This is a genomic window from Pseudomonas sp. YQ_5 (assembly GCF_043103305.1).
Classification (GTDB): domain Bacteria; phylum Pseudomonadota; class Gammaproteobacteria; order Pseudomonadales; family Pseudomonadaceae; genus Aquipseudomonas; species Aquipseudomonas putida_Y.
In genome coordinates this window covers 1-26,547 of sequence record NZ_JBICJS010000012.1, presented here as the reverse complement: position 1 = coordinate 26,547, position 26,547 = coordinate 1, and the positions used below count along the sequence as shown (strand labels likewise).

General features: G+C 61.8%; 26 protein-coding genes. 16 read left to right on the top strand and 10 right to left on the bottom strand.

What is annotated here, in order from left to right:
• The first annotated feature begins 20 nt into the window (after positions 1-20).
• Together ACF8EA_RS02215 and ACF8EA_RS02210 are read left to right on the top strand one after the other, a co-directional pair.
• Positions 21-620, top strand: coding sequence for an FMN-dependent NADH-azoreductase (locus tag ACF8EA_RS02215; protein ID WP_135192909.1), 600 nt, complete (start codon positions 21-23; stop codon positions 618-620).
• Between the two features lie 285 nt (positions 621-905).
• Positions 906-1,781, top strand: coding sequence for a carboxylate/amino acid/amine transporter (locus ACF8EA_RS02210; RefSeq protein WP_003254607.1), 876 nt, complete (start codon positions 906-908; stop codon positions 1,779-1,781).
• A gap of 41 nt (positions 1,782-1,822) precedes the next feature.
• Here ACF8EA_RS02210 and ACF8EA_RS02205 read toward each other — a convergent pair whose 3' ends face one another.
• Entirely contained in the window at positions 1,823-3,124 is a 1,302-nt protein-coding gene (locus ACF8EA_RS02205) for a mechanosensitive ion channel family protein (protein WP_028697752.1), read from the bottom strand.
• A gap of 103 nt (positions 3,125-3,227) precedes the next feature.
• Between ACF8EA_RS02205 and ACF8EA_RS02200 the strand changes: the two genes are divergently transcribed.
• Entirely contained in the window at positions 3,228-4,589 is a 1,362-nt protein-coding gene (locus ACF8EA_RS02200) for a DEAD/DEAH box helicase (protein ID WP_012051553.1), read from the top strand.
• 71 nt (positions 4,590-4,660) lie between these two features.
• On the opposite strand, the gene ACF8EA_RS02195 is transcribed toward ACF8EA_RS02200, so the two are convergent.
• Positions 4,661-4,933 carry a hypothetical protein gene (locus ACF8EA_RS02195; protein WP_012051554.1) on the bottom strand — a complete coding sequence of 91 codons (273 nt, stop codon included), beginning with the start codon at positions 4,931-4,933 and terminating at the stop codon, positions 4,661-4,663.
• Positions 4,934-5,376: 443 nt separating this feature from the next.
• Here ACF8EA_RS02195 and ACF8EA_RS02190 point away from each other — a divergent pair, with 443 nt between their 5' ends.
• From ACF8EA_RS02190 to ACF8EA_RS02170, 5 genes are all read left to right on the top strand, one after another.
• Positions 5,377-5,865, top strand: a complete 489-nt coding sequence (locus ACF8EA_RS02190; protein ID WP_392521032.1) for an Hcp family type VI secretion system effector — start codon at positions 5,377-5,379, stop codon at positions 5,863-5,865.
• A 9-nt stretch (positions 5,866-5,874) separates the two neighbouring features.
• Positions 5,875-6,849, top strand: a complete 975-nt coding sequence (locus ACF8EA_RS02185) for a hypothetical protein (protein WP_392521031.1) — start codon at positions 5,875-5,877, stop codon at positions 6,847-6,849.
• On the top strand, positions 6,846-7,223 hold the full coding sequence (locus tag ACF8EA_RS02180) for a hypothetical protein (protein ID WP_392521030.1): 378 nt from the start codon (positions 6,846-6,848) through the stop codon (positions 7,221-7,223). Before ACF8EA_RS02185 ends, ACF8EA_RS02180 begins: the two co-directional genes overlap by 4 nt.
• Before the next feature lie 175 nt (positions 7,224-7,398).
• Positions 7,399-7,794 (top strand): hypothetical protein, encoded by a 396-nt coding sequence (locus ACF8EA_RS02175; RefSeq protein WP_021783418.1) that lies wholly within the window; start codon positions 7,399-7,401, stop codon positions 7,792-7,794.
• 105 nt (positions 7,795-7,899) lie between these two features.
• Positions 7,900-8,826: a DMT family transporter gene (locus ACF8EA_RS02170; RefSeq protein WP_028697754.1), complete on the top strand. Its 927-nt coding sequence runs from the start codon at positions 7,900-7,902 to the stop codon at positions 8,824-8,826.
• Between the two features lie 52 nt (positions 8,827-8,878).
• Here the strand turns inward: ACF8EA_RS02170 and ACF8EA_RS02165 are convergent, their stop codons facing one another.
• Positions 8,879-10,051, bottom strand: a complete 1,173-nt coding sequence (locus tag ACF8EA_RS02165) for an MFS transporter (RefSeq protein ID WP_103444754.1) — start codon at positions 10,049-10,051, stop codon at positions 8,879-8,881.
• 106 nt (positions 10,052-10,157) lie between these two features.
• On the opposite strand from ACF8EA_RS02165, the gene ACF8EA_RS02160 reads away from it, so the two are divergent.
• On the top strand, positions 10,158-11,051 hold the full coding sequence (locus ACF8EA_RS02160) for a LysR family transcriptional regulator (protein ID WP_084851169.1): 894 nt from the start codon (positions 10,158-10,160) through the stop codon (positions 11,049-11,051).
• A gap of 124 nt (positions 11,052-11,175) precedes the next feature.
• Positions 11,176-11,304: a PA1414 family protein gene (locus ACF8EA_RS02155; RefSeq protein ID WP_256122388.1), complete on the top strand. Its 129-nt coding sequence runs from the start codon at positions 11,176-11,178 to the stop codon at positions 11,302-11,304.
• A gap of 127 nt (positions 11,305-11,431) precedes the next feature.
• Here the strand turns inward: ACF8EA_RS02155 and ACF8EA_RS02150 are convergent, their stop codons facing one another.
• Together ACF8EA_RS02150 and speB are read right to left on the bottom strand one after the other, a co-directional pair.
• Complete coding sequence (locus ACF8EA_RS02150; protein ID WP_021783422.1) at positions 11,432-12,811, bottom strand: sodium:solute symporter; 1,380 nt, start codon at positions 12,809-12,811, stop codon at positions 11,432-11,434.
• A 132-nt stretch (positions 12,812-12,943) separates the two neighbouring features.
• Positions 12,944-13,894 carry an agmatinase gene (gene speB / locus ACF8EA_RS02145; RefSeq protein ID WP_028697758.1) on the bottom strand — a complete coding sequence of 317 codons (951 nt, stop codon included), beginning with the start codon at positions 13,892-13,894 and terminating at the stop codon, positions 12,944-12,946.
• A gap of 224 nt (positions 13,895-14,118) precedes the next feature.
• Between speB and ACF8EA_RS02140 the strand changes: the two genes are divergently transcribed.
• The 3 genes from ACF8EA_RS02140 (at position 14,119) to ACF8EA_RS02130 (ending at position 17,379) form a co-directional block, all read left to right on the top strand.
• Positions 14,119-15,012, top strand: a complete 894-nt coding sequence (locus ACF8EA_RS02140) for a LysR family transcriptional regulator (protein ID WP_003254585.1) — start codon at positions 14,119-14,121, stop codon at positions 15,010-15,012.
• Between the two features lie 137 nt (positions 15,013-15,149).
• Entirely contained in the window at positions 15,150-16,715 is a 1,566-nt protein-coding gene (locus ACF8EA_RS02135; RefSeq protein ID WP_021783424.1) for a PAS domain-containing methyl-accepting chemotaxis protein, read from the top strand.
• Between the two features lie 64 nt (positions 16,716-16,779).
• Complete coding sequence (locus tag ACF8EA_RS02130; protein WP_392521029.1) at positions 16,780-17,379, top strand: tRNA-uridine aminocarboxypropyltransferase; 600 nt, start codon at positions 16,780-16,782, stop codon at positions 17,377-17,379.
• Positions 17,380-17,440: 61 nt separating this feature from the next.
• Here the strand turns inward: ACF8EA_RS02130 and ACF8EA_RS02125 are convergent, their stop codons facing one another.
• The 3 genes from ACF8EA_RS02125 to ACF8EA_RS02115 all read right to left on the bottom strand — a co-directional run bounded on the left by ACF8EA_RS02125 (position 17,441) and on the right by ACF8EA_RS02115 (position 20,071).
• Positions 17,441-18,799 carry a TolC family outer membrane protein gene (locus tag ACF8EA_RS02125; RefSeq protein ID WP_021783426.1) on the bottom strand — a complete coding sequence of 453 codons (1,359 nt, stop codon included), beginning with the start codon at positions 18,797-18,799 and terminating at the stop codon, positions 17,441-17,443.
• A 311-nt stretch (positions 18,800-19,110) separates the two neighbouring features.
• Positions 19,111-19,476, bottom strand: a complete 366-nt coding sequence (locus ACF8EA_RS02120; protein WP_021783427.1) for a YbaN family protein — start codon at positions 19,474-19,476, stop codon at positions 19,111-19,113.
• Between the two features lie 7 nt (positions 19,477-19,483).
• Entirely contained in the window at positions 19,484-20,071 is a 588-nt protein-coding gene (locus ACF8EA_RS02115) for a YecA family protein (protein ID WP_010955200.1), read from the bottom strand.
• A 243-nt stretch (positions 20,072-20,314) separates the two neighbouring features.
• On the opposite strand from ACF8EA_RS02115, the gene recQ reads away from it, so the two are divergent.
• Both recQ and ACF8EA_RS02105 read left to right on the top strand, forming a co-directional pair.
• A complete protein-coding gene (gene recQ, locus ACF8EA_RS02110; protein WP_021783428.1) occupies positions 20,315-22,462 on the top strand; it encodes a DNA helicase RecQ in 2,148 nt (715 codons plus the stop codon).
• 150 nt (positions 22,463-22,612) lie between these two features.
• Positions 22,613-23,050 (top strand): MarR family transcriptional regulator, encoded by a 438-nt coding sequence (locus tag ACF8EA_RS02105; protein WP_252461595.1) that lies wholly within the window; start codon positions 22,613-22,615, stop codon positions 23,048-23,050.
• Positions 23,051-23,088: 38 nt separating this feature from the next.
• On the opposite strand, the gene ACF8EA_RS02100 is transcribed toward ACF8EA_RS02105, so the two are convergent.
• Positions 23,089-25,275 carry a patatin-like phospholipase family protein gene (locus ACF8EA_RS02100; RefSeq protein WP_392521028.1) on the bottom strand — a complete coding sequence of 729 codons (2,187 nt, stop codon included), beginning with the start codon at positions 25,273-25,275 and terminating at the stop codon, positions 23,089-23,091.
• 67 nt (positions 25,276-25,342) lie between these two features.
• On the opposite strand from ACF8EA_RS02100, the gene ACF8EA_RS02095 reads away from it, so the two are divergent.
• Positions 25,343-25,624 carry a SelT/SelW/SelH family protein gene (locus ACF8EA_RS02095; protein ID WP_021783431.1) on the top strand — a complete coding sequence of 94 codons (282 nt, stop codon included), beginning with the start codon at positions 25,343-25,345 and terminating at the stop codon, positions 25,622-25,624.
• Here the strand turns inward: ACF8EA_RS02095 and ACF8EA_RS02090 are convergent, their stop codons facing one another.
• Positions 25,625-26,515, bottom strand: a complete 891-nt coding sequence (locus ACF8EA_RS02090; protein ID WP_275966576.1) for a DMT family transporter — start codon at positions 26,513-26,515, stop codon at positions 25,625-25,627.
• Positions 26,516-26,547: the final 32 nt, after the last annotated feature.

Below are 26,547 nucleotides of genomic sequence, written 5' to 3'. Positions count from 1 at the left end.
TTTGCCGATGGAGGCACCCCATGTCCCGCGTACTGATCATCGAAAGCAGCGCCCGCCAGCAGGATTCCGTTTCCCGTCAGCTGACCAAAGATTTCATCCAGCAATGGCAGGCCGCCCACCCGGCCGATCAGATCACTGTGCGCGACCTGGCAGTAAGCCCGGTACCCCATCTGGACGCGAACCTGCTGGGTGGCTGGATGAAGCCTGAAGAACAGCGCACCGCCGCCGAACTGGAGGCCCTGGCCCGTTCCAACGAACTGACGGATGAATTGCTGGCTGCTGACGTGCTGGTGATGGCTGCGCCCATGTACAACTTCACCATCCCCAGCACCCTGAAAGCCTGGCTGGACCATGTGCTGCGTGCGGGTATCACCTTCAAGTACACCCCAACAGGCCCGCAAGGCCTGCTGACCGGCAAGCGCGCCATCGTCCTGACTGCCCGTGGCGGCATCCATGCTGGCGCCAGCAGTGACCACCAGGAACCGTACCTGCGCCAGGTGATGGCGTTCATCGGCATCCACGATGTCGACTTCATCCATGCCGAAGGCCTGAACATGAGCGGCGAGTTCCACGAGAAGGGCGTCAGCCAGGCCAAGGCCAAGCTGGCGGCGGTGGCCTGAGGTTTCACGAATTCCCAACCCTGACACCTGTTTTTGCTCCTTTGGGTGTACCTGCCCGGCTTGTATGGCCGGGCTTTTTTATGCCTGGGATTTTTAGGGCATCAGTGCTGGCCTCTTCGCGGGTAAACCCGCTCCTACAGGGCCTCCATTCGCCGGAAGATATAGCAGGTCCCTGTGGGAGCGGGCGTGCCCGCGAAGAGGCCGGTACAGCCCCTACATTCCTCATGGTTGAACTCATTCGTCGCAACCCGCTAAGGTCGCGGCCTTGATTCACGAGAGACAACCATGGGCTACCTGATAATCGTCGCGCTGATCCAGGCGTTTTCCTTCAGCCTGATCGGCGAGTACCTGGCCGGGCACGTTGACAGCTATTTCGCAGTGCTCGCCAGGGTGCTGCTGGCCGGCCTGGTGTTCCTGCCGCTGACCCGCTGGCGCCAGGTCGAGCCACGCTTCATGCGTTCCATGCTGCTGATTGGCGCGCTGCAGTACGGCATCACCTATGTCTGCCTGTACCTGAGTTTCCGGGTGCTTACTGTACCGGAGGTGCTGCTGTTCACCATCCTCACGCCGCTGCACGTGACCTTGATCGAAGATGCCCTGAACCGGCGCTTCAACGCTTGGGCGCTAGTGGCCGCGCTGGTCGCCGTGGCCGGTGCCGCCGTGATCCGCTTCGACAGCATCAGCGGCGAGTTCTTCATCGGCTTCCTGCTGCTGCAACTGGCTAACTTTACCTACGCCGCTGGCCAGGTGCTGTACCGTCACCTGGTCGCTCGCCATCCCAGCGACCTGCCACACTACGCGCGCTTTGGGTACTTTTACCTCGGCGCGTTGCTGGTGGTGCTGCCGGCTTTCTTGCTGTTCGGCAACACTCAGCACCTGCCGAGCACTGATGTGCAATGGCTGGTGCTGTTGTTCCTGGGGCTGTGTCCGACGGCGCTGGGGCTGTACTGGTGGAACAAAGGTGCATGCCTGGTTTCTGGCGGTACGCTGGCGGTCATGAACAACCTGCATGTGCCGGTAGGGCTGCTGCTGAACCTGTTGATCTGGAACCAGCACGAGCCGCTGGGGCGGCTGTTCATCGGCGGGGGGATCATCCTGGCGTCGGTGTGGCTGAGCCGCCTGGGTGGGCGCGCACAGGCGCCGCTGGCCGGCAAGGCCTGACGCGCCCGTTGATCCGGGGCTGCAGGGCAGCCCCGGCAATCTCAGGCCTCGCTCATATCTTCAATGCGACGCGGCATCGGCTCCGCCGCCGTACGCCCGGCCAACCCCACCCGCATGTCATTGCCACTCGGCTGCTGATACAGGCTCAGGCCAAACTCCGGCAACACCGCCAGCAGGTAGTCGAAGATATCGCCTTGAATCCGCTCGTACTCTTCCCACGCCGTGGTGGTAGTGAAGCAGTAAATCTCCAGCGGCACGCCTTCGGCGGTGGTCTGCATCTGCCGCACCATGCAGGTCATGTTCTTGTGCACGTTGGGGTGGTTCTGCAGGTAAGCCAGGGCAAAGGCACGGAAGGTACCGATATTGGTCAGCTTGCGGCGGTTGGCCGACAGCTCCGCCACCGGCCCCAGCGCCTCGTTCCAGCTCTGCAGTTCCTGGCGCTTGGCGGTCAGGTAGTCACCCAGCAGCCGCACCTGGCTCAGGCGCTGCTCTTCTTCGCGGGAGAGAAAGCGTACGCCGCCGGCGTCGATGAACAGGCTGCGCTTGATGCGTCGGCCACCGGACTGCTGCATGCCGCGGTAATTGCGGAATGACTCGCTCATCAGGCGCCAGGTGGGGATGGAAACGAGGGTCTTGTCGAAGTTCTGCACTTTCACCGTGTGCAAGGTGATGTCTACCACGTCGCCATCGGCGCCTACCTGCGGCATTTCGATCCAGTCACCCACATGCAGCATGTCGTTGCTGGTCAACTGCACGCTGGCGACGAATGACAGCAGGGTGTCCTTGTACACCAACAGCAGCACCGCCGACATCGCACCCAGGCCGGACAGCAGTAACAGCGGCGAGCGGTCGATCAGGGTGGCGACGATGACGATCGAGGCGAAGATCCACAACATCAACTTGGCCAGTTGCACGTAGCCCTTGATCGAGCGGGTGCGGGCGTGTTCGGTGCGGGCATAGATGTCGAGCAGGGCATCCAGCAGGCACGACAGCGCCATGGTCATGAACAGCAGGGTAAAGGCCAGGGCGACATTGCCGAGGAAGTGCTGGGCGGTGTCGGACAGCTCGGGCACCAGCTTCAGGCCGAATTGCAGCACCAGTGACGGGGTCGTTTGTGCCAGGCGGTGGAACACCTTGTTGTGGCGCAGGTCGTCCAGCCACTTCAGCGCATGCTGACGGGCCAACAGGCGCCCGCCTTGCAGTACCAGGAAGCGCGCCAAGCGGCCGACTATCAGGGAAATGAGCAGCAGTGCCGCCAGACCGATGGCGGCGTGCAGCATTGGATGTTGATCGAGGGTGCCCCACAGGTCGAGGGAATCACGCCAGATTTGTTGGATATCCATGGGCTTGCGTACAGTCTTGTTGCGAAACGAAGCTGTATTAGAGCGCGGATAGCGACAAAGTTGCCAAAAGAAATTCGGCTAAGGCGGCAGAAAACGTTACCCTATGCAACTGAATTTCCCGCACTTGTCTGAGGTTACCTCCGTGTTCTCCCAATTCGCCCTGCATGAACGCCTGCTTAAAGCCGTGGCCGAGCTTAAATTTGTCGAGCCAACCCCGGTGCAGGCCGCGGCCATCCCCCTGGCCCTGCAAGGGCGGGATCTGCGTGTGACTGCGCAGACCGGCAGCGGCAAGACGGCAGCCTTCGTACTGCCACTGCTCAACCGTCTGGTCGACCTCAGCGGCCCGCGTGTCGAGATTCGCGCGTTGATCCTGCTGCCGACCCGTGAACTGGCCCAGCAAACCCTCAAGCAGGTGCAGCTGTTCTCGCAGTTCACCTACATCAAGTCGGGCCTGGTGACTGGCGGCGAAGACTTCAAGGAACAAGCCGCCATGCTGCGCAAGGTGCCCGACGTGCTGATCGGCACCCCGGGTCGCCTGCTCGAGCAGCTCAATGCCGGCAACCTCGACCTGTCCCACGTGCAGGTCCTGATCCTGGACGAAGCCGACCGCATGCTCGACATGGGCTTTGCCGAAGACATGGAGCGCCTGTGCAAGGAGTGCGAGAACCGCGAGCAGACCTTGCTGTTCTCGGCCACCACGGGTGGCGCAGCCCTGCGCGACATCATCGGCAAAGTGCTGAAAGACCCTGAGCACCTGATGCTCAACAGTGTCTCGCAACTGGCCGAAGGCACCCGCCAGCAGATCATCACCGCCGACCACGACCAGCATAAAGAGCAGATCGCGCAGTGGTTGCTGGCCAACGAAACCTTCGACAAGGCGATCATCTTCACCAACACCCGCGCCATGGCCGACCGTATCTACGGCCACCTGGTGGCCAAGGATGTGAAGGCTTTCGTGCTGCATGGCGAAAAGGACCAGAAGGACCGCAAGCTGGCCATCGAGCGTTTCAAGCAGGGTAGCTCCAAAGTGCTGGTGGCGACCGACGTAGCAGCCCGTGGCCTGGATATCGACGGCCTGGACCTGGTGATCAACTTCGACATGCCACGCAGCGGTGACGAGTACGTCCACCGTGTGGGCCGCACCGGCCGTGCCGGTGGTGAAGGCCTGGCGATCTCGCTGATCACCCACAACGACTGGAACCTGATGTCGAGCATCGAGCGCTACCTCAAGCAGCAGTTCGAGCGCCGGGTCATCAAGGAAGTGAAGGGTACCTACAACGGGCCGAAGAAAGTCAAAGCCTCGGGCAAGGCGGCCGGTAGCAAGAAGAAAAAGGTCGAGAAGAAGACTGGCGACAAGAAAGCTGCCGCCAAGCGCAAGCCTACTGCCAAGCCGAAGGCCAACGCGCCTCTGGCCAGTGCAGATGGCCTGGCTCCGCTGAAGAAGCGCAAGCCTGCTGCTGAATAAAACTCACGCCGGCCCTTTGCAGAAGCGACGCAAGTTCGCATCTGCAAAGGGCGTGCGCAGGCGACGAACGATCACTCCGCCTTTTTCTCTGCCTGCTTCAACTCCTTGATCCGCTGGTCGATCAGCTGACACTTGTCGGGCAAGTCCTTGCTCGCTGTCCCCAGATCCATCCCCTGGAGCTCATCATTGATCTCCTTGGCCTTTTGCGGGTTCTGCTCGGTCAACTGAGTGACCAGCCCGGCCAGCTCCTCACGTTTCTGCGTTGCTTCTTCAGGTGTGCAGGCCCAAGCGGGCAGGGCGCAGAGCAGGGCAGTGGCACAGGCTATGGGCAGTAGCGGTTTCATCCTTCCAACCTCCGGCGATGTGATGCCCGGTGGAGGGCTGTGGGGGCAGGGAAGTTCAGGGCTTGCGACCGATGGAAGATTTCTTTGGTGGTGGTCCTTGGGAGACCGAGCGCCGCGCAATCTCCCCACACACACAATCCGCAGCCCTTCTTCCCCAGTATCGCGTGCAGAGATTTTTTGTCGTCACAACGGTCTTGGTCGAGATCTAAAAAATTGCTCGAACCCTTTGAGAGCGGGCTGACTTCATCGGCAAATCTGTAAGCAATTTCCCAAAGTAGCCTTGTTTGCTCGCGTTCTATTGCCCCGCCAGGTGTAGGGAGCTAGGGTCAATCGCACCTGAGGGCACGCAGCGCAATCCGCCCTTCGCCTTCGGGAACAACCTCAAGACGGCGATCTCGAAATGCCGTCGTTATCAGCCCAATCCTTACCAAGGAGAGGTAAGCATGGCCTTCGATGCCTATATTCAAATCGCAGAGATCACCGGCGAAGCACTGGACGAGCAGTACGCCAACTGGATCGAGATCATCGGCTACAAGTTCGGCGCCAACCAGAGCACCTCTGCCACCGCAAGCTCCGCGGGCGGCGCATCTTCCGGGCGGACCACGCTCACCAACTTTACCTTTACCAAGTATCTGGACAGTGCCAGCTGCAAGCTGCTTGAGGCCAGCTGTGCCGGCCAGCACCTGAAGGAAGTGAAGCTGGTGGTGTGCCGGGCCGGTACCGAAAAGCTCAAGTACTACGAAGTCATTCTTGAAGAAGTGATCATCGCCGATTACGCCCAGAGCGCCAGCGCCGGGGTGCCGATAGAAGTGATTCAATTGAACTACGGCCGCATCAAGACCACCTATACGCGGCAGAAGCGCCGCGACGGCAGCGCGGGCGGCAACGTGACCGGCGGCTGGGACCGCATCGCCAACAAGAAGTGTGCGTGAGGTGCGACCATGTCCGAGGCTCGCAGCTTTATCAATCCTCAGGCGCAATCGTTTGAGTCGCTGAAGGCCGGCACGGCCATGTCGGCCAATCAACGGGCCAAGTTTGATGTGCTAAATGCGCATATCGCCAATGGCGTGGTTGTTGGAGGGGAACTGGTGATTGTTGGTGACCCCAGTACGCCATCGTGTACGAGCCATGAGGCTTTTTTAATGGCGAAGGCAGCGGGAATACATCATCAGCTGGAGGTCAATGGTGCTGGGGTGGATGACTTCTTTCTGGACAACTACGAGATGCTGAGAAGTTTCCTCACCCACGCCTCCATGGGCGCTGGCGCTATAAGCGATGGCTGGAATAGGCACCTTGAGTCGATCAAGAAAACGCTGGATGACATTGAGGTCTTACATCGTCAATATTTGAGAGATGGCACAATTAAGGGGCGTAATGAGTTTTATGCCAGGCGAATGACCTTATTCATGAAGCTAGAAGAGCAGCTGAATAAATTGGCTGCGTACGGTTCAGGCCTGCGAAATAGAGGTTCGGTGAAGAGAGTCCTCGAGATATCAACCAAGAGCTACCTGCATACGGGTGAGATTGCTGGGTACGCCGAGAAGATCGCAGGAATCTCGAGAGCAGCCAATTTGATAAAGAAGGGTACTTATACCGGCTTGGGGCTCGACGTGGCTTCAACAGGGCTAAGTATCCATCATGCATGTACCTTTGGACGCTCTGAAGACTGCAGAAAGGCCAAGTATGTGGAAGGCGTCTCTCTGGTTGGCAGTACGGGGGGATCGATCACTGGCGGGGCGATTGGTGGATTTCTAGGGGGAACTGGTTGCGTACTTTTCCTTGGAGTGACGACAGGCGGTCCGGGGGCTCTCGCGTGCACTGTCATTGGCGGTGCCGTGGGTGGCGCTACAGGCGGTTCGGTCGTAGGTGGTATCGGTGAAATGCTTGGTGAGTTGATATATGAGGTGGCGCAATGATTGGGTTCGACGCCAGGTGGTTAGGCCTTCCCTTGATGGTGGCTATGTTCATAGTCATATTTATATGGGTTTATGTCTCGGTTCGCTATGTGAGTCAAATAGAGTCGTTGCTTTCTAATAGTTTGATGGTTTCTGGTAATAAAAAGATTTTTGGTCATGCAGGTTTGGTGGGTAAAGTGATGCGTACCGGCTCGGCATCCGTGATGTTGTCGATGAGGGCGATTTGCGTTCGTAAAGGCCTTCTAGACGTTCAGGATGTAAGAAAATTTCCTGGTGGATTGCGCCGCATGCTGGTTAGCTTGTGGTTTCTTCATGTCGCTATTTTCTTGTCGCTCATTGGCCTTTGGAGTTGGTTGAAATTGGGGGGTTATTAAATTTCGTGTCTGGACAGGAAAATTTGCGCCTATCGTAGTGTTTTCAGCGCCTGGGAGACCGGGCGCCGCCCGCGCGGCGCGCAACAACGCCAGCGCTAAGCGCTTCGGAACGCTTGGCAACCCTGGCAGGTCCCAACCTGTGTACCCCTTTCGTCCACAGCAGGAGCCCGTAGCCATGAGCATCACCTACGACTGGGACCTGATCGAACGCTTGCTGCACGAAGTGCAGAACGGCGCCGGTCACAGCTTCACGCCCCGCCCTTATGCCGAACAGCATGCTGCGGCATTGGCCGCCAAGGGTGAGCCGGTGGGTGACGTGGATCACCTGAAAACCCGTGCATGCGAGTATGAAAAGCTGCTATTTGAGCGCGGATTCATTGAATGCCGGCCTGAAGAAGACGGCGGCAATGGCGAAAACTTCGTCCTGACCGAACGCGGCTCGCGCTTGATGAGCCTGATCGACAGCAGCATCCCCGGCTTCGAGCACCCGCGGCAGGTGCTGGATGAGCAGGAGGATGCGCTGGACGAAACGACATTCGATCAGGTATCTGCGAAGGCACAGATTGCTTGAGGTCGTTTTAAGGCTGGCAAGTGCAGCGCTCGAAACCCGATAATCGGTAGCTTCTGAACGCTGCCGAGCCTTGCCCATGCCTACGATCATCCCAGAGGCCCGCTTATGAGCGCGGTCCGCAAGAACCCCGACGCCTTTGCGTTCCAGGTAATGCTGGGGCTTTGCCTGATCTGGGGCTGCCAGCAGGTACTGATCAAGACCGCTGCCGTCGACATCGCCCCGGTGATGCAGGCAGCACTGCGCAATGGCATTGCCGCTGTACTGGTAGGCCTGATGCTGTGCTGGCGGGGAGGCTGGGAGCAGGTCGGCAGCACTTGGCGCGCAGGGGTGGTGGCGGGCGGGCTGTTCGGGGTGGAGTTTCTGTTCATTGCCGAAGGACTGAAACTGACGTCGGCGGCGCACATGTCGGTATTCCTCTACACCGCGCCGGTATTTACCGCCTTGGGCCTGCATTTTCGGCTAGCCAGTGAACGCTTGCGGCTGCTGCAATGGCTGGGCATTCTGCTGGCCTTCGGCGGCATTGCCATGGCCTTTGCCGGTGGCACTTCGTTCGAGGACATGGACAGCCGCACCTTGCTGGGTGATGCCTTTGGCGTGATCGCCGGGCTGGCCTGGGGCGCGACTACGGTGGTGGTGCGTTGCTCACGGCTATCGGAGGCGCCGGCAACCTTGACTCTGTTCTATCAGCTGGCGGTCGGGTTTGCCGGGCTGCTGCTGATTGCCCTGGTCAGCGGGCAGATCGGCGCGGTGTCGCTGACGCCGCTGGCGATGGGCAGCGTGTTGTTCCAGGGGATTGTGGTCTCATTCATCAGCTACCTCACCTGGTTCTGGTTGCTGCGTAAGTACCTGGCATCGAACCTCGCGGTGTTTTCCTTCATTACCCCGTTATTTGGGGTGACCTTTGGTGTATTGCTGCTGGATGAGCCGCTCAGTGCGAATTTCGTGGTCGGGGCGTTGATGGTGTTGCTGGGGGTGATCCTGGTAAGTGCCGAGCCTTGGGTGAAACAACAATTGCGGCGGTTGGTAGGGTGATGGATAGCCTGTACCGGCCCCTTCGCGGGCGGCCGGAACAGGCTACATCGACTCAGGATGCAACCTTGGCCTGACAGGCGCTTCCCTGCTGTGCATTACCGGGCAGTTGGACCAACACTCCAGCCACCACCAACCCGCCCGCCGCTAGCATCAATGCGGGTTGCAGCCCGCCGCTGTAATGGCTGCTGAGCGCGGCCAGCAGCGGCCCACTCAACTGCCCCAAGGCAAAGCACGCGGTCAGCAGCCCGGCATTGCGCTGTGTGGCATGTGGCGCCAACTCGCGCGAGCGTTGCATGACCAGTTGCATGCAGGCCAGGAACGGCCCGCCACACAGCGCAACACCCAGCGCCAGCCCGATCCCTCCACCCATCAGGCAGGCCAGCACACCCAGCCCTTGCAGCCACAGGGTGGCAGTCAGCCAGGCTGAAGTGTGGCCACCACGGCGCACGCTCACCAGCAAGACGCCCAGCGCCGCCGCCAGGCCAAACGCCGGCCAGAACAGGTCAGCCAGCCACTGCCCGCGAAACTGCTGATTGGCCATCTGTGACAGAAAGGTGGCCGGCAGGATGTAGCCCATGCCATACAGGCCATACACCAACCCCAGGCGGCCAGTGCCGACACTGCGCGTCGGGCCTTGTCGTACTGGCAACTGAGCCGGTGCCGCTTGTAATGCCCGTGGCAACCACGGCCGCACGGCCAGCAGCATCACCAGGGCAGCCACGGCATAGATCAGCCACAGCGCTGCCGAGTCCAGCCCCTGTACATGTGCGGCCAGTGCCAGTAGCCCGGTCACGGCAATACCCAGGCCAGGCCCGGCGAATACCAGCGCTCCCAGGCGTTGGCGGTTGTGGGCATTGGCTACTTGCTGGCTGAGGCTGGTGATCATCACCAGCACCCAGGCGCTGGCTACGCCGGTGCCAAAGCGCAGCAGCAGGTGGCCCCAGAAGCCGTCGGCAGCCCATGAGGCCAGGGTCAGCAGCACACACAGCCACAGCCCCCCATGCAGGCGCAGGCGTACCTGGCCTGGCGAGCGGGCGAACATGGCGTCCACCGCACCCACGAAGTAGCCAAGGTAATTGGCCGCCGCGACCAGCCCGGCGACTGTCAGGTCGAACTGACCTTCGGCAATCAGTTGCGGCAGTTGCGGGGTGAGGGCGAAACGGCCGATGCCCATGGCCATCATCAGCGCCACGGCGCTGGCGAGCAGTTGAATGAATGGCGACATGACAGGTCTCCTGCGCGGATATAAGCGATGGATGGCAGGTTAGGACGGTTTGCTTTTCAATAAAATTGAATAATGATGATCAAGTTATTCTGTTTTGGAGAATGCTATGGAGTTCAGCCAGCTGCGCATCTTTCAGGCCGTGGCCGAGGAAGGCTCGGTTACCCGCGCCGCAGAGCGTCTGCACCGGGTGCCATCAAACCTCTCCACGCGCCTGCGCCAGCTCGAGGAGCAGTTGGGCGTCGAACTGTTCCTGCGCGAACGCCAGCGCCTTCAGTTGTCGCCAGCAGGCAAGGTGCTGCTGGACTATGCCAACCGCATGTCAGCCTTGCGCGACGAAGCGCTGGCCGCCGTGCGTGGCGGTCAGCCGGCTGGTGACTTCGTACTGGGGACCATGTACAGCACGGCGGCGACCCACCTGCCGGGGTTGCTGGCGCGCTATCACCAGGCTTACCCGCAGGTGAACCTGCAAGTGCGTGCAGCACCCAGCGGCGAGTTGCTTGAGGGGCTGCTCAACCACACCCTGGATGCTGCTCTTGTGGACGGGCCACCGAGCCTTGCCGGGCTTGATGGCGTGCCGCTGTGCGATGAGCAACTGGTACTGATCACCAGCCCCGAGCACCTGGCGGTACGCACCGCCAAGGACGTGGCGGGCAAGGCGGTGTTCACCTTCCGCCAGGGCTGCTCGTACCGCATGCGCCTGGAGGCCTGGTATGCCCATGCCCATACGCCGATGGGGCGGGTGATGGAGATCGAGTCATATCAAAGCATGTTGGCCTGTGTGATCGCGGGGGCGGGTGTGGCGATGATGGCCCAGTCGATGCTCGACAGCCTGCCTGGCCGTGACCGGGTGAGGGTGCACCCGCTGCAGGCTCCTTTCGATCAGGCGGTCACCTGGCTGATGTGGCGCCAGGGCATGCGCGGGGCTAATCTGCAGGCATGGATCGACCTGCAACAAAGCGAAACGATTAACCAGTCGTCGGAATGCACCGCCACGGCTTGATCCGCGTCAAAATGGCCCTTATCTGTAGGAACAGAGGAATGCGTAATACAGGACATCGGGCTATGATCTGTATGAAACATCGCAGGATTGATTTGCCGTGAGGCTGACCCGTCAAGGGGGCATTATGAATAAACCACTGTCAAACTGGCTCCACGACCTGGCCGTCGCCTTGGGGCTGATTCCACCACCCTTGCAGCCGGTGCCGATCCCGACTGATGAAGAGCAGCGCAAACGTCAATCGCGTCGTCGCTGATTAACGACAGAGGCCGCTGCACCCGAGTGTGTGCAGCGGCCTTTTTGTGCCTGTTGATTGTCTATTGCCTGTACTGGCCCTCTCGCGGGCAAGCCCGCTCCTACAAGCGAAAGGGCCGGTACAACGGTCAGGCCAGCTTCACCGCCGCCACCGACTTGCGCGACACCAGGCTCACCACTACAAAGCTAACCAGCCCTACCGCCAGGCTGTAGTAGATCGGCGTATTGGCCTCCAGCCCGTCCAGGAACATGAACAGCAGGGCGGTGGCAAAGCCCAGCGACATGCTGGCAATCGCGCCTGCGGTGGTCGCACGCTTCCAGAAGATCGCCCCGATCAGCGGGATCAGCATGCCGCCGACCAGCAGGTTATAAGCCAGGGTCAGGGCGTTGATCACATCATTTACCACCAGCGCGATGCCCAGCACCACCAGGCCAGTGAGCAGGGTGAACAGACGGCTGGTACCCAGGCTCGACTGCTTGCCGCCACGCAGCTTGGGCAGCAGGTCTTCGGTCACGGTGGTCGAGGCAGCCAGCAGGCCGGCACTGGCGGTGGACATCATCGCCGCCAGGGCCGCGGCCATCAGCAGGCCACGGATGCCATCGGGCAGGGTGGTCTTGATCATCTCGGCAAAGGCGTTGTTCGGGTTGGCCAGGTCGGGCATCAGCACGTGCGCAGCCATGCCGATCGCAGCACAGGCCAGGCCATACAGCACGCAGTACACACCAGCGGTGGTACCGGCACGCTGACAGACCTTTTCGTCACGGGCGGTGAACACCCGTTGCCAGATGTCCTGGCCGATGAGGATGCCGAAGAAGTAGATCAGGAAGTAAGTGATGATGGTGTCCCAGCCAATGGTAGTCAGCTGGAAGCTGGCCGCTGGCAATTTGGCCACCAGGGTGTCCCAGCCACCGGCCTTGTACAGGCACACTGGCAGCAGGATGAACATCAGGCCGACGGTCTTGATCACGAACTGGACGATATCGGTCAGGGTCAGCGACCACATGCCACCGATGGTCGAGTACAGCACTACCACGCCGCCGCCGAGCATCAGAGAAGCCCAGAACGGCAGGTCCAGCAGCACCTGCAGGACGGTGGCCATGGCCAGGGTCGAGGTGACCCCGATCATCAGCGCGTAAGCCAGCATGATGACGGCGCTCGCCTGGCGTGCGGTGGGGTTGTAGCGTTGCTCCAGCACCTGGGTCACGGTGAAGATGCGCAGGCGCAGCAGCGGTTTGGCGAGGAACAGGTTGATGGCGATGATGCCCATACCCAGGGCGGCGCACAGCCAGAAGCCGGAAATGCCGTGGACGTAGCCCAGGCGCACGGTGCCGACGGTGGAGGCGCCACCGAGTACGGTGGTGGCCATGGTGCCCATGTACAGCACCGGGCCGAGATTGCGCCCGGCTACCAAGTAGTCTTCATGGGTTTTCGCGCGTCGCATGCCATACCAGCCAAGCCCTAGCATGCCAGCGGTGTAGATCATTACAACAATGATGTCCAAGGCCATTGGGGGTCTCCCGATTATCTTTATTATGGCGAGATCGACCGCGCGGGCGTTTGCACGGCGCCCGGCGGTCTTTTCTTGTGTTGGCGGGCCTCAGTGGCCCTCCCTCATGGCTCCTGCCGGGGTAGAGCGGTATTAGCGACGCACCACGCCAGGTAGCACGCAGAGCATCTCGAACAGCAGGTTGGCACCGAGCAGCGAGGTGTTGCCGGTGGTGTCGTAAGGCGGGGAGACTTCGACAAGGTCACAGCCGATCAGGTCCAGGCCGTGGCAGCCGCGAATGATCTCCATCGCCTGGATGGTGGTCAAGCCGCCGATTTCCGGGGTTCCGGTACCGGGCGCCCAGGCCGGGTCGATGCCATCGATGTCGAAAGACAGGTAAACCGGGCCACCGCCGACTTTTTCCCGCACTTCGGCCATCAGGGGCTCCAGCGACTTGTGCCAGCACTCTTCGGCCTGGACCACGCGGAAGCCCTGGCGACGGCTCCAGTTGAAGTCATCGGCGGTGTAGCCCTGGGCGCGCAGGCCGATCTGCACCACGCGCTCACAGTCCAGCAGGCCTTCTTCCACGGCGCGGCGGAAGGTGGTGCCGTGGGCGATTTTCTCGCCGAACATGTGGTCGTTGACGTCGGCGTGGGCATCGATGTGCACCAGACCGATCTTGCCGTGTTTTTTGTGCAGCGCACGCAGGATCGGCAGGGTGATGGTGTGATCGCCCCCCAGGGTCATGGGAATGACGTTGTGCTCGACGATCTCGTCATACGCTTCTTCGATGATGCGCACGGCGTCCAGCAGATTGAAGGTGTTGATTGCCACATCGCCGATATCGGCGACCGACAGCGAGTCGAACGGGGCGGCACCGGTAGCCATGTTGTACGGGCGGATCATCACCGATTCGGCGCGGATCTGCCGTGGGCCGAAGCGGGTGCCGGAGCGTAGCGAGGTACCGATATCCAGTGGTACGCCGATGAAGGCAGCATCCAGGCCTGCGGCGCTTTGCAGGTGGGGGAGGCGGAGCATGGTGGCGATGCCGCCGAAACGCGGCATTTCGTTGCCGCCCAGTGGTTGGTGGAGAGTCTTGTCCACGGTGGGCCTCATCAGTCGGTCGATTGTTGTGTTTGTTCGAACCTGTGCCGCCGCGCGCCATTCATGTGTGGTTTGCCGGCGGGCAGGGACATTTCGGCCAAGTCTGCTCAAGGTAGTGCCCAGGAAGAATCGCTACCGACAAATACTTAGTTCAGGATTTTCTGAACTAAAGGCGTGTGGAGCAGTTAGACTGCGCGCACATACCCTTGTGGAACCGTTGCACCATGGCCTCGACCTTGCCCGACCTAAAACTGCTGCGCATCTTCATCAGCGTGGTGCGCCACCAGGGCTTTGCCAACGCCCAGCGCGAGCTGAACCTGTCGACCTCGGCCATCAGTACCTACATGAGCCAGCTGGAGGGCGCTTTGGGTATCGTGCTGTGCCACCGTGGTCGGGGCGGCTTCAGCCTTACCAGCAAGGGCGAGCTGTTCCATCAGGAAACCCTGCGCCTGCTGGCCGAGCTGGACGGTTTCGAGCAGTATGCCGCCGCCCTCAAGGGTGAATTGCGTGGCACCCTCAACCTTGGGGTGATCGACTCCACTGTCGGTGACCGCGCCTTGCCGCTGGCCGAAGCCATCGGTGCCTACAGCCAGGAGCACCCAGCGGTGCACCTGCACCTGTCGGTGTCCAGCCCCTACGAGCTGCAACTGGGTGTGCAGGACAACCGCCTGGACCTGGCCATCGGCGCGTTTTCTTCGCGGATGAGCGGCTTGCTCTACCAGCCGTTGTACCGCGAACAGCACTGGCTGTACTGCAGCAGCCGCCACCCGTTGTATGCCGAGCGGCGCATCCCCGAGCAGGTGGTGACCCAGCAGCGCATGGTCGGGCGTGGTTACTGGAGCCAGGCCGAACTGGCCCGGCATGGCTTCAAGCACAGTGCAGCGACGGTTGAAAGCATGGAGGCGCAGCTGATCCTGATCCTTTCCGGGGCCTACATCGGCTACCTGCCCGAGCACTACGCCCAGGCCTGGGTCGACAAAGGTGATTTGCGCGTGCTGTCGCCGTCGACCTTTGGTTACCAGGCCCCGTTCTCGCTGATCATTCGTCGCGGTCGCAGCCGTGAACCGTTGATCCAGACCTTCCGTGACCTGCTGAAAAGCCAGCTCAACGTGGGCTGAGATGCGACGCATTCATGCATTCCGTCGGGAGGGGGTTAAATTCTGGCAAACGCCGGCCGCTAACCTGATAGCGCTCTGCTACATATCAACTTGCGCTGATGATTTCCCCTCATTTCATCCTGCAAGGATCGCCCAAGATGCGCATGAATTTGCCCGTCACTGAGCACGAAAGAACCTTCCCCGGCGATCAACGCCTTATTTCCACGACTGACCTCGACAGCCGAATCACCTACTGCAACGACGCCTTTGTGGCGATCAGCGGCTTTACCTACGACGAGCTGGTCGGCCAACCGCACAACCTGGTGCGCCACCCGGACATGCCGCCGGCAGTGTTTGGCCACATGTGGGAAACCATCAAACAGGGCAAACCCTGGATGGGCATAGTCAAGAACCGGGCGAAGAACGGCGATTACTACTGGGTAAGCGCCTACGTCACGGCGATATACGAACAGGGCCGGATCAGTGGCTACGAGTCGGTGCGCTCGGTGCCCACGCGCGAGCAGATCCGCCGCGCCGAGGCACTGTATGCGCGCTTGCGCGATGGCCGCGGCCCAGTGCCTTGGGCTGCCCGCCTGGGGCACGGCCTGGGCCATGGCTGGCCGCTGATCGGCGCCGGCCTGCTGTCGGCGGCGGGTTACCTTTGGCTGCCACCCTATGCCGCGCTCGCGGTGCTGATGGCAAGTCTGCTGCTGGCGTGGTACTGGGTCGAGCACCGGCAGAACCAGGCCATTCGCCGCACGTTGGCTGAGCATCCCAAGGCCTTTACCAGTCCGTTGGTGGCGCTGACCTACAGCGACAACCCGGGCCTGCAGGGCCAGCTCGACCTGGCCATCATCAGCGAGGAAGCCCGCCTGCAAACGGCCCTGACCCGGCTGGTGGATGCCGGGGTCGGGGTAAAGTCGCGGGCGGCGCAATCTTCCGACCTGTCCGATGCCCAGGCGCAGATGCTCGACCGGCAGCGCAGCGAGACCGACCAGTCCGCCACGGCTATCGCACAGATGGCGGCAACCATCCAGCAGGTTACCCACAACGTGCAAAGCACGGCACACGCGGCAGGTGATGCCGACCAGCTGGCGCAGCAGGGCAGCGAGCTGGCCCTGAAGAGCCTGCAGGCCATGGGCAGCATGAGCGATGCAGTCAATGACATTGGTCAGGCGGTCAACGCCTTGGCCGAGCAGACCCAGTCGATTGGTAGTGTGGTCGACGTGATCACTTCGATTGCCGAGCAGACCAACCTGCTGGCGCTCAACGCCGCCATTGAAGCGGCGCGCGCCGGTGAGCAAGGGCGTGGGTTCGCCGTAGTGGCTGATGAGGTGCGGTCGTTGGCGCAGCGTACCCGTGCGTCGACCGAAGAGATCCACCATATCATTGCTTCATTGAGGGCCGGGGCGGAGCGAGCGGTGAGCACTGCCAGCCGGGGTGAGCAGATTTCCCGGGACAGTGTGCACAGTGTCGAGGCGGTGCAGGCGGCGCTGAGCGGGATTGCCCAGGCGGTCAGCCGCATCACCGGCATGAGCCAGCAGATGGCGACGGCATCGGAGCAGCAGACCCATGTGGCAGAAGACATCAACCAGCAGATCGTGAGGATTGCCCAACTGTGCGACCAGAGTGCCGGGCAAGCCAGGCAAGGCGCGGAAATCAGCCAGGACCTCGAGCGCATGGCGGAGTACCTGCACAGCCTGGCTGAAAGGTTCAACCGCTGAAATCACGGGGCCCGCAAAGCGGGCCCCGGTTATGTGGCAAACTGTCCCCGCCAAGGAGACCGCCATGCCCAGACCCCGCTGCGAGCGCTGCCAGCGCCCGCTCGACCATTGCCTATGCCCATTGATTCCCGCGCTCGATAGCCGTACCCGTGTGGTCCTGCTGCAGCACCCCAGTGAAACTGCCCACGCCCTGAACACGGCGCGCCTGGCTGCCCTTGGCCTGAACAATGCCGAGCTGCGGATTGGGGAGGTATTCGATGACCTGCATGACCTGCTCGCCACCCCCGGATACCACCCGGTGCTGCTGTTCCCGGGCGATGACGCGCAGGAGCTGACAGCGTATGGCGAGGCGGGCGACAAACCTTTGTTGCTGATCGTACCCGACGGCACCTGGCGCAAGGCGCGCAAGCTGCTGTACCTGAACCCGTTGCTGGGGGGGCTGCCACGGGTGACGCTGGGGCAGGTGGTGGCTTCGCGCTATCGGTTGCGCAAAGCGCCGGAGGCGGGTGCAGTGTCGACGATCGAGGCGGTGGTCGGGGCGTTGAACACGTTGGAGCAACCGGCCTGCTTTGACGCACTGCTGGCGCCGTTCGAGGCGTTGATCGAGGGGCAGATCAGGGCCATGGGGGTAGAGACGTTTCAGCGTAATCATGGCCGCGAGTGAGGGTTGGGGCTGCTTTGCAGCCCATTCGCAGCACAAAGCGGCCCCGCTATCTCAAACCCGCTCAACGCATCTCAGGCAGACGCGCCTCGGTGCGTACTTCGGTAGTCGCCAGCGCCTCTGGCGGCAGCGAAATATGCTGTTTGCTCAGCAATTCACCCATGGTCGCCAGTACGCGGTAGCGTGAGAACTCTTCGGTATAACGCACCTCGGTGTAGCGGCGGTCGGCGTTGTACAGCTCGTTTTCACTGTCGAGTACGTCCAGCAGGGTGCGCTGGCCCAGGCCGAACTGGTCCTGGTAGGCCGCACGCACACGCTTGGTGGTCTCGGCGTATTCACGCGCGGTTGGCAGCTGCTTGCTGGCGTTGTTCATGGCGTTCCACGCCAGGCTCAGGTTCTCGGTCAACTCCCGCAGGGCGTTGTTGCGAATGTCCAGTGCCTGGTTGATCTTGTGCGCGTCGGACTGCAGGCGAGCCTTGTCGCTGCCGCCGCGGAACAGGTTGTAGTTCATCTCCACGCCAGCTTGCCAGTCGTTGTTGTTGTGGCCTTTTTCGCCGCCGGTGTTGTTGTTGGCACCAGTTGCCAGAATGGCGTCGAAGCGTGGGTAGAAGGTCGACTTGCCCACTTCGTACTGCTTCTCGGCGGCGTTGACGTCAGCCTGGGCAGACTTGATATACGGGTTGTTCTGACGCATGCCATCGCGGGCTTCTTCGAGGGTGCCTGGCACCTCGCCCTTGATGGTCTGCGGGCTTTCCAGCTCGTCCGGGGCACGGCCGATCACACTGAAGAAGTTGGCCTCGGCATCGGCCAGGTCGACTTCGGCGGTGTCCAGGTTGTTTTCTGCCAGGGCGCGACGGGCGCGGGACTGGTCGAGGTCGGCGGTGCTGCCGACGCCGCGCTCGTTGCGCAGGCCAATCTGGTCGTTGACGCGCAGGTGAGCTTGCAGGTTGTTCTTGGCCAAGGTCACCAGTTCACGGCGTTTTAGCACTTCCAGGTAGACCTCGACTGCACGCAGGGCGACATCCTGGGCGACGGCCTGGGTGTAATAGGCGCGGGAGGTAGAGACCGCCTCGGTGCGGCCCACTTCATTCGCGGTGTTGAAGCCGTCGAAGATCATCTGCCGCAGGCGCAGCTCGGACTGGGTGTAGTTGAGGGTTTCCTTGTTGTGATTACCCGCTGCACGGGTAGTGGCGTTGTCCGAGCGCTGGCGGCCGTAACCGGCAACCAGGTCCACGGAAGGGTAGTAGCCACCACGCGCGAACTTCACGTCTTCATCGGCCGACAGCTTGCTGTTACGGTTGGAGCTGACTTGTGGGTGGTAGTCCACGGCGCTTTGGACAGCCTCGGTAATCGACATCGCCTGTACGTTGGCACTCGCCAGGGCCAACAGTAAAGCACTGGTGATGGGGTTCAAAACGCGCATGGTACATCTCCCTGATCCTGGAATTGATCCTGCTGCTCGCCAAAAAAATGACGATAAACTTATCGCATATAGTGTTGCAGGTTTTTAACAACACAGCTAAGTACATTCAACGCGATAGATAAGAAGATTTATTCATATCAAATTGACATATAAGACTTTTATTGTCTAATAATTTTGCTTTAAGGGGCAGGGAATGACGGTGCTGAATGCTATGAAAGCCAATGAGCACAAGGGTTGTGCGCGGTTCCAGAACTAATTCAGATAAAGAGGGCGCCCATTAGGCGAAAGCGATATTTGGCGACAAAATATTGTCACTTTGGCCTGTGCAGCGTTTTCAGGCTGAGAATGTACAGGGTGACCAGTACGGCACTGGTCAGCATGAAGGTACGTGCCCAGAATAGCGGGACCAGGTAGCACGACAGGCCAATGCTGGCCCACATCAGGCCGATGGCGTAGACCTTGCCCTTGAGGGGGATGCCTTCACCACTGAGGTAGTCACGGATCCATGGCCCCAGCTTGGGATGATGGACCAGCCAATGGTGAAAGCGCGGCGAGCTGCGGGCAAAGCAGGCCGCCGCCAAAAGCAGGAAGGGGGTGGTGGGCAATACCGGCAGGAATATCCCCAGCACCCCCAGCGCGACGCTGAGCCAGCCGGTAGCCAGCAGCAGGTAGCGCACAGGTTGCTCAGTGGTGGCGTGGCTTGAGCAGCGCTGGTTTTTCGTCAGGGGCGTGCAGCAGCAGGAATAGAGCGCTCAGTGCTTCGGGGATCTGCACGATCATGTCATCCTGCAGGTTGGCGTTGCTGGCGATGTCGGCGAACTCTGGTTGCTCGTCGAACAAGCCCGAACCCACCATGATCGGCAGCAGCATCTCGCTGACTTCTTCTTCGGCGTTTTCGAACCACGCCTCTTCCCGCAGGAACACGCCTTCCATGAAGCCGATGCACCAGCCGCGCAGGTCTGAATCGTCCGGCTCATCGGTCAGGTCGAGGTCGCATGGCAGGTCGAATTCTTCGTCGCTGGCCAACTGGCGGGCAATGTGCGCCTTGAGCGCTACCAGGGTGGCCTCGATCTCGGTGCGCTGGGCTTCGCTGGCGTAGTGCGGCTCTTCGGCGAACAGGGCGTCGATCCACTCGCGCTCGGGCACGTCCTCGGCGTTGATCGAAAGTGCGGTGAGGTAGCCGTGTGCGGCGACATAGTCCAGCGCTTCTTCGTGCAGCTCGTCGGCGTCGAGGAAGGCTTGCAGGCGGGTCAGTTGCTCGGCGAAGGACATTACAGGGCTACCTTGGGGAATAAACGATAACGAATTCTAGCACCTTGCAGCGGCAGCGGGGCAAAGGGAACGTCTATCGCCATGGTGCCTGTGCATCGCTGTGCTGCGGTATACTCCGCGATTTTTCATCCAGGGGCAGGTTTTGCCGGCTGCCTGGCAAAAACCGCTTACGCATTTGGCGTGTGCGGGGCGGGTTTTTCGTCCAGCCTTTATCCAGGATGGTACGGCGATTTGGAGTTGCACATGCTCGAACAGGCTCAGCGCGTTCTCAAGGACATCTTCGGCTACGACAGTTTCCGTGGGCGCCAGGCAGCGATCATCGAATGCGTGGCCAATGGCGGCGATGCCTTGGTGCTGATGCCCACCGGTGGCGGCAAATCGCTGTGTTTCCAAGTGCCGGGGCTGCTGCGCCCGGGCCTGACGGTGGTGGTATCGCCACTGATCGCGCTGATGGACGACCAGGTCGCCACCCTTGACGAGCTGGGTGTGTCTGCGGCCGCCCTGAACTCTACCCTGACGGCGGAGCAGCAGCGTGAACTGGCCGGGCGCCTGCGCCGTGGTGAAGTCAAGATGCTGTATCTGGCACCGGAACGCCTGGTGCAGCCGCGCATGCTCGACTTCCTGCGCGATCTGGATATCTCGCTGTTCGCCATTGACGAGGCCCACTGCGTATCGCAATGGGGTCACGATTTCCGCCCAGAGTACCTGCAGCTGGGCCAGCTGGCCGAACTGTTCCCGCATGTTCCGCGCATTGCGCTTACCGCTACCGCCGACATGCGGACCCGCGAGGAGATTGTCCAGCGCCTGCACCTGCAAGGCGCCGAGCGCTTCCTGTCGAGTTTCGACCGGCCCAACATCTTCTACCGCATCGTGCCCAAGGAGGCACCGCGCAAGCAATTGATGGCCTTTCTCGGCGAGCGCCGTGGCAACGCTGGCATCGTCTACTGCCTGTCGCGCAAGAAGGTCGACGAAACCGCCGCCTTCCTCTGTAGTCAGGGTTTCCCAGCGCTGCCTTACCACGCCGGCCTGGCCGCCGAGACGCGGGCGGCCAACCAGCATCGCTTCCTGAACGAGGAAGGGCTGATCATGGTTGCTACCATTGCTTTCGGCATGGGTATCGACAAGCCCAACGTGCGCTTCGTTGCCCACCTCGACCTGCCCAAATCGCTTGAGGCCTACTACCAGGAAACCGGCCGTGCCGGCCGTGACGGCCTGCCCTCCGATGCCTGGATGGCCTACGGGCTGCAGGACATGGTGATGCTCAAGCAGATGCTGCAGAACTCCGAAGGCGACGAGCGCCACAAACGTATAGAGCAGCACAAGCTGGATGCCATGCTGGCGCTGTGCGAAGAAACCCGCTGCCGCCGCCAGTCGCTGCTGGCCTACTTCGACGAGACCCTCGAACAACCGTGCGGGCATTGCGACAACTGTGTCGACAACATCCAGACCTGGGACGCTACCGAGCCGGCCCGCCAGGCGCTGTCGGCGGTGTTCCGCACCGGCCAGCGTTATGGTGTTGGCCACCTGGTCGATGTGCTGTTAGGCAAGGACACTGAGAAGGTGCGCAATTTCGGCCACGAGAAGTTGTCGGTATTTGGTGTTGGCAAAGGTCTGGCCGAGGTCGAGTGGCGCTCGCTGTTCCGGCAGCTGGTGGCGCGCGGGCTGGTCGATATCGACCTCGAAGGCTACGGCGGCCTGCGCCTGTCCGACAGCTGCCGGCCGCTGCTGCGCGGCGAGGTGACCTTGCAACTGCGCCGTGATCTCAAACCCCAGACCACAGCCAAAACCTCGTCGTCCGGTGGCGGCAGCCCGGCCAGCCAGCTGGTGCGTGCCGAAGAGCGCGATCTGTGGGAAGCGCTGCGTACCCTGCGTCGCAAGCTGGCCGAAGAACACAGTGTGCCACCCTACGTCATCTTCCCCGACTCGACACTGCTGGAGATGCTGCGCAGCCAGCCGGTCAGCCTCAGCGACATGGCCCAGGTCAGCGGTGTGGGGGCGCGCAAGCTGGAGCGCTACGGCCAGGCGTTCCTCGAAGTGCTGAACAACAGTGGTGGCACCGACGAGGCACCGAAAGTGGTGCTCGACCTGCGCCACGAACTGGTCAGCCTGGCCCGTGCCGGCATGACCCCGGCGCAGATCGCCGGGCAGCTCAACTGCAGCGAGAAGAACGTGTATAGCCTGCTGGCCGAGGCGCTGGGGCGCCAGGAGCTGAGTCTTGATCAGGCCATCGACCTGCCGGAAGACCTGATGCTGGAGGTACAGGACGCCTTTCTTGATGGTGAGGGTGAACTGCCACCGGTGTCGGCCATAGCCCCCCAGTTCGGGGCGCGGGTACCGGAGGGCGTACTCTATTGCGTGCGGGCAGCACTGGCGGCGGAATTCGAATTGTAAACACCGGCAGGATCGAAGGCGGAAGCGCCATCTGCTGACCTTTGTCATGCTTTTTGACGATTATCGAACGCGTAGACCAGGCCGAGCCTTGCCTCATGGGGCAGGGCATGGTTAGCTGCCTAATAATTAGATCTACTCAATGAGTTCCTTATGCCCCTGAACGACAACCAACACCGCTTTGGCATGCAACTGGCCCAGATGTCCCGAGGTTGGCGTGCCGAGCTGGACCGCCGCCTGGCCGGGCTCAACCTGTCCCAGGCGCGCTGGCTGGTGTTGCTGCACCTGGCCCGCTTCGAAGAAGCCCCGACCCAGCGTGAGCTGGCCCAGAGCGTAGGCGTCGAAGGCCCGACCCTGGCGCGTCTGCTTGACAGCCTGGAAGCGCAAGGGCTGGTGCGGCGGCAGGCGGTACTGGAGGATCGGCGGGCGAAGAAGATTGTGCTGTGCCCGCCGGCCAAGCCGTTGATCGATCAGATCGAGACCATTGCCAACCAGCTGCGGGTAGAGCTGTTTACCGGCGTGGACGAGGCCGACTTGCAGATATGTATGCGCGTGCATGCCAAGATCCTGGCCAACCTCGAAAAGTCCTGAGCTCACCCATCAATTCAGGTGCAGTGCAAGCCCAAGCCTCAGAAGGTGTGCCCAAGGTTCAGGTACACCGCTTGTTCATGTGCAGTGTTGGCGCCATAGCTGAAATTCAGCGGCCCTAGAGGCGTCTCCAGCCCCAGGAAGATGCTCGCCGCATTGATGTACCCACTGTCGAACTCGTTGTCGTTGTTCCATGCCCGCCCACGCTCCAGCGAACCGCCAATGTATAACGGGAAGTCCAGCGGCACATAGGCCCGCGGCGTCAGCCGGCGGTAATAGACCATGCGCAACAGGCTTACGTTCTGCCCCGATACCGAGTCCTGGCGGAAGCCTGACAGCTGTCGCGCCCCGCCTATCACAAAGCTCGACGTCACCACTTCGGTATCGTCCAGCGTGCGCCCGTAGCCCCCACCCAGCACGAACGTGTTCGGCCCGATGCTGATGGCCTTGTCCAGGTTAAACAGCCACTGCCGGTAATCCTGGTCGGAGTCCAGCGACTTGTCGTATTTGCGCAAGGTCAGGCCGATGTCCTCGCCATGGTGCGGGAAATACACGTTATCGAGGGTGTCGAACGAGTACTTCAGTTCGTAGAAACCTTCGTTGAAACTGACTTTGGGCAAGTCCTGGTCGCCGATGCGCACTTCGGCTTCGCCCCAGGCCTTGCCCGCGCCCAGGCGCACTTCACCGCTGTTGCCGATCTGCCGGCCTACATTCAGGCCAAAGCCGTAGCGCTCCAGGCGATACTCGGCGACGGGGTCGTTGTCCAGGGTCGCTTCGATGTTCTGCGAGCCCAGGTCCAGGTACGGCGCGATGAAGTAGCGTGAGCCCACATCCAGGGGTTGGTAGAACTCACTGTACAGCTCTTGCTTATCGCCGATCTGGCCGCGGGTAAGCCATTCGGCGCCAAGGCTGTTGATGCCGTTGACCCGGTAGCTGGCGCCCAGGTTGAAAGCGCTGTCGCCACGCAGGTCATCGGACAGGTTCAGGCCCAGGCGCAGGTAGTCGGTGCCGCCGCGTCGTCCGCGGGCGTTGATCACCAGGGTGTTGTCGTTGCCCTTGTGCACCACGCGGTACTGCACCCTGTCGAAGTAGTCCAGGCCATACAGCGTACCCATGTCGGTCTGCAGGCGGTCCAGTTCCAGCGGTGCGTCGATCGGCTGGCGGATGTACGAGCGGATCACATCATCACTGACCTTGGAGTCGTTTTCGATCCGGATTGCGGTAATTACCGGCGTGCGCTGGCGCGGCGAGCGGGCCACGGCCAGGCTTGCGTCGCCCTCGAGCTGGCGCAGGGCGGCCAGGCGTGGGTCAAGCAGGCGAGTGGCGCGGTAACCGGCGTCGATCATGTCGCGGGCACGGCCGAAATCTGTCACGCCGAAGGCAGTCAGCGATGGCTGGATGAGAATGTCGTCGCGGTGCAGGCTGGCCAGTTGTTCTTCGGAGTTGCGGCGGGTCATCAAAGTGATCGACTGATTCAGCACGTCGACCACCGTCAGTAATTGTTTGCGATCGCGCAGCGGGGTGCCGATGTCGACCACGATGGCCAGGTCCACGCCCATTTCGCGGGCCACATCCACCGGAATGTTGTCGACCATACCGCCGTCCACCAGCAGGCGGCTGTCCAGTTCGACCGGGGCGAACACGGCGGGGATCGACATGCTGGCGCGGATTACCTGGGGCAGGTGACCACGGCGGAATACGACTTTTTCGCCACTGGCGATGTCGGTGGCCACGGCGCGGAAGGGAATGGGCAGCTTGTCGAAGTCGCGGGTGTCGGCGGTATGCGCCAGTTTGCTTTCCAGCAGCAGTGACAGGTTCTGGCCCTGGATCACACCCAGCGGCAGGCCCAGGCTGCCGTCGTCGCGAAAGCTGAGCTTCTGCTTGACCAGAAAGTCGCGGTCATCCTGCTTGCGCCGGAACGGCACATCCTCGCGCGGCGGTGCATCGGAGAGCGCCTGTTGCCAGTCAAGGGTGGTAGCGAGTTTTTCCAGCTCTTCGACACTGTAGCCCGAGGCGTACAGGCCGCCGACCACCGCGCCCATGCTGGTGCCGGCGATGGCGTCGATGCGCACACCCTGTTCCTCCAGCGCCTTGAGTACGCCGATGTGGGCCAGGCCACGGGCTGCACCGCCAGATAACACCAGGCCGACCTTGGGCCTGGCGGGTTCCGCAGCGATTGCCGTAAGCGAGGTAAGGGCGAGCAGAAAACAGAACAGCAAACGGCGCATCGTGAGTCTCAAACCGTGGGCGAAAGACCGCTAGTATAAGCGGCCCCTCACCTGGAGATGTTTCACCATGGCTGACAACAAGCCGGAAATCGTAATCACCTATTGCACCCAGTGCCAGTGGCTGTTGCGCGCTGCCTGGCTGGCTCAGGAACTGCTCAGCACCTTTGCCGACGACCTTGGCCGGGTAGCGCTGGAGCCGGGTACGGGGGGTATCTTCCGCATCACCTGCAATGGTGTGCAGATCTGGGAGCGCAAGGCCGACGGTGGTTTCCCCGAAGCGAAGGTACTGAAGCAGCGGGTGCGCGACCTGGTCGACCCGCAGCGTGACCTTGGTCACAACGACCGCTGATCAGGCGCCCTCGGTGAGTGGTCGCTGCCTGGGCGGTTGCTCGGCCGCCAGACGGCTGGACAGCACGATGGCGAAGATGATCAGCGCGCCGCCCAGCAGCATGCGCACGGTGGGGGTTTCGGCGAAAACTGCCCAGGCCACGGCAATGCCGTAGACCGGCTCCATGCCGAACACGACGGCGGCGGTGCGCGCCTTGATCACCGCCAGGCTGGCGACGAACAGGCTGTGCGCCACACCCGTGCAGAAGATGCCGAGCAGGGCGATCCACAGCCAGTCCAGGGGCGCAACGCTGGCCAGGCCGGGGGCGGCGAACGGCAGCAGGCACAGGCCTACCACCAGGTTCTGCCACAGTGCTGCCTGTACCGCAGGCAACCGGCCGGAGCCAGCCCGGTTGGTCAGTGACAGCAGCGAGAACAGCAGGCCCGAGAGCAGCGCCCAAAGCAGGCCGCCGGTGGCTTCGCTGGCCAGGTCGAATGCCGGCGTGACCAGTATCAGGCCGATGCTGACCAGCACGACCAATACGGCTTCGTTACGGCGGATACGCTCGCGGAACAGCAGGCTTTCGAGGATCACCGTAAAGGCCGGGAAGCTGGCGAAGCCGAGGGTGGCGATGGCTACGCCGCCCACTTTGACGGCGATGAAGAAGCTGACCCAGTGGCCGGCCAGCAGCACGCCGCCGAGCAGCAGGCGGCGCGCGTCCTGGCTGCTCAGGCGTTGCCAGCCCCGGCCTGCCAGGCTGACGAACAGGGCCAGGGCGAGTACGGCGAAGGCAGCGCGACCGAAGACGATGATCGCCGGGCTGGCGCTGGCGGCCAGTTTGCCGAAGACGCCGGTAAGACCGAAGAACAGCGCGCCAATGTGCAGGGCGCCGAGGGCGGTGCGGTGGTTCATGGTGGTCCTTGATTAAGATCTCTACAGGCAGT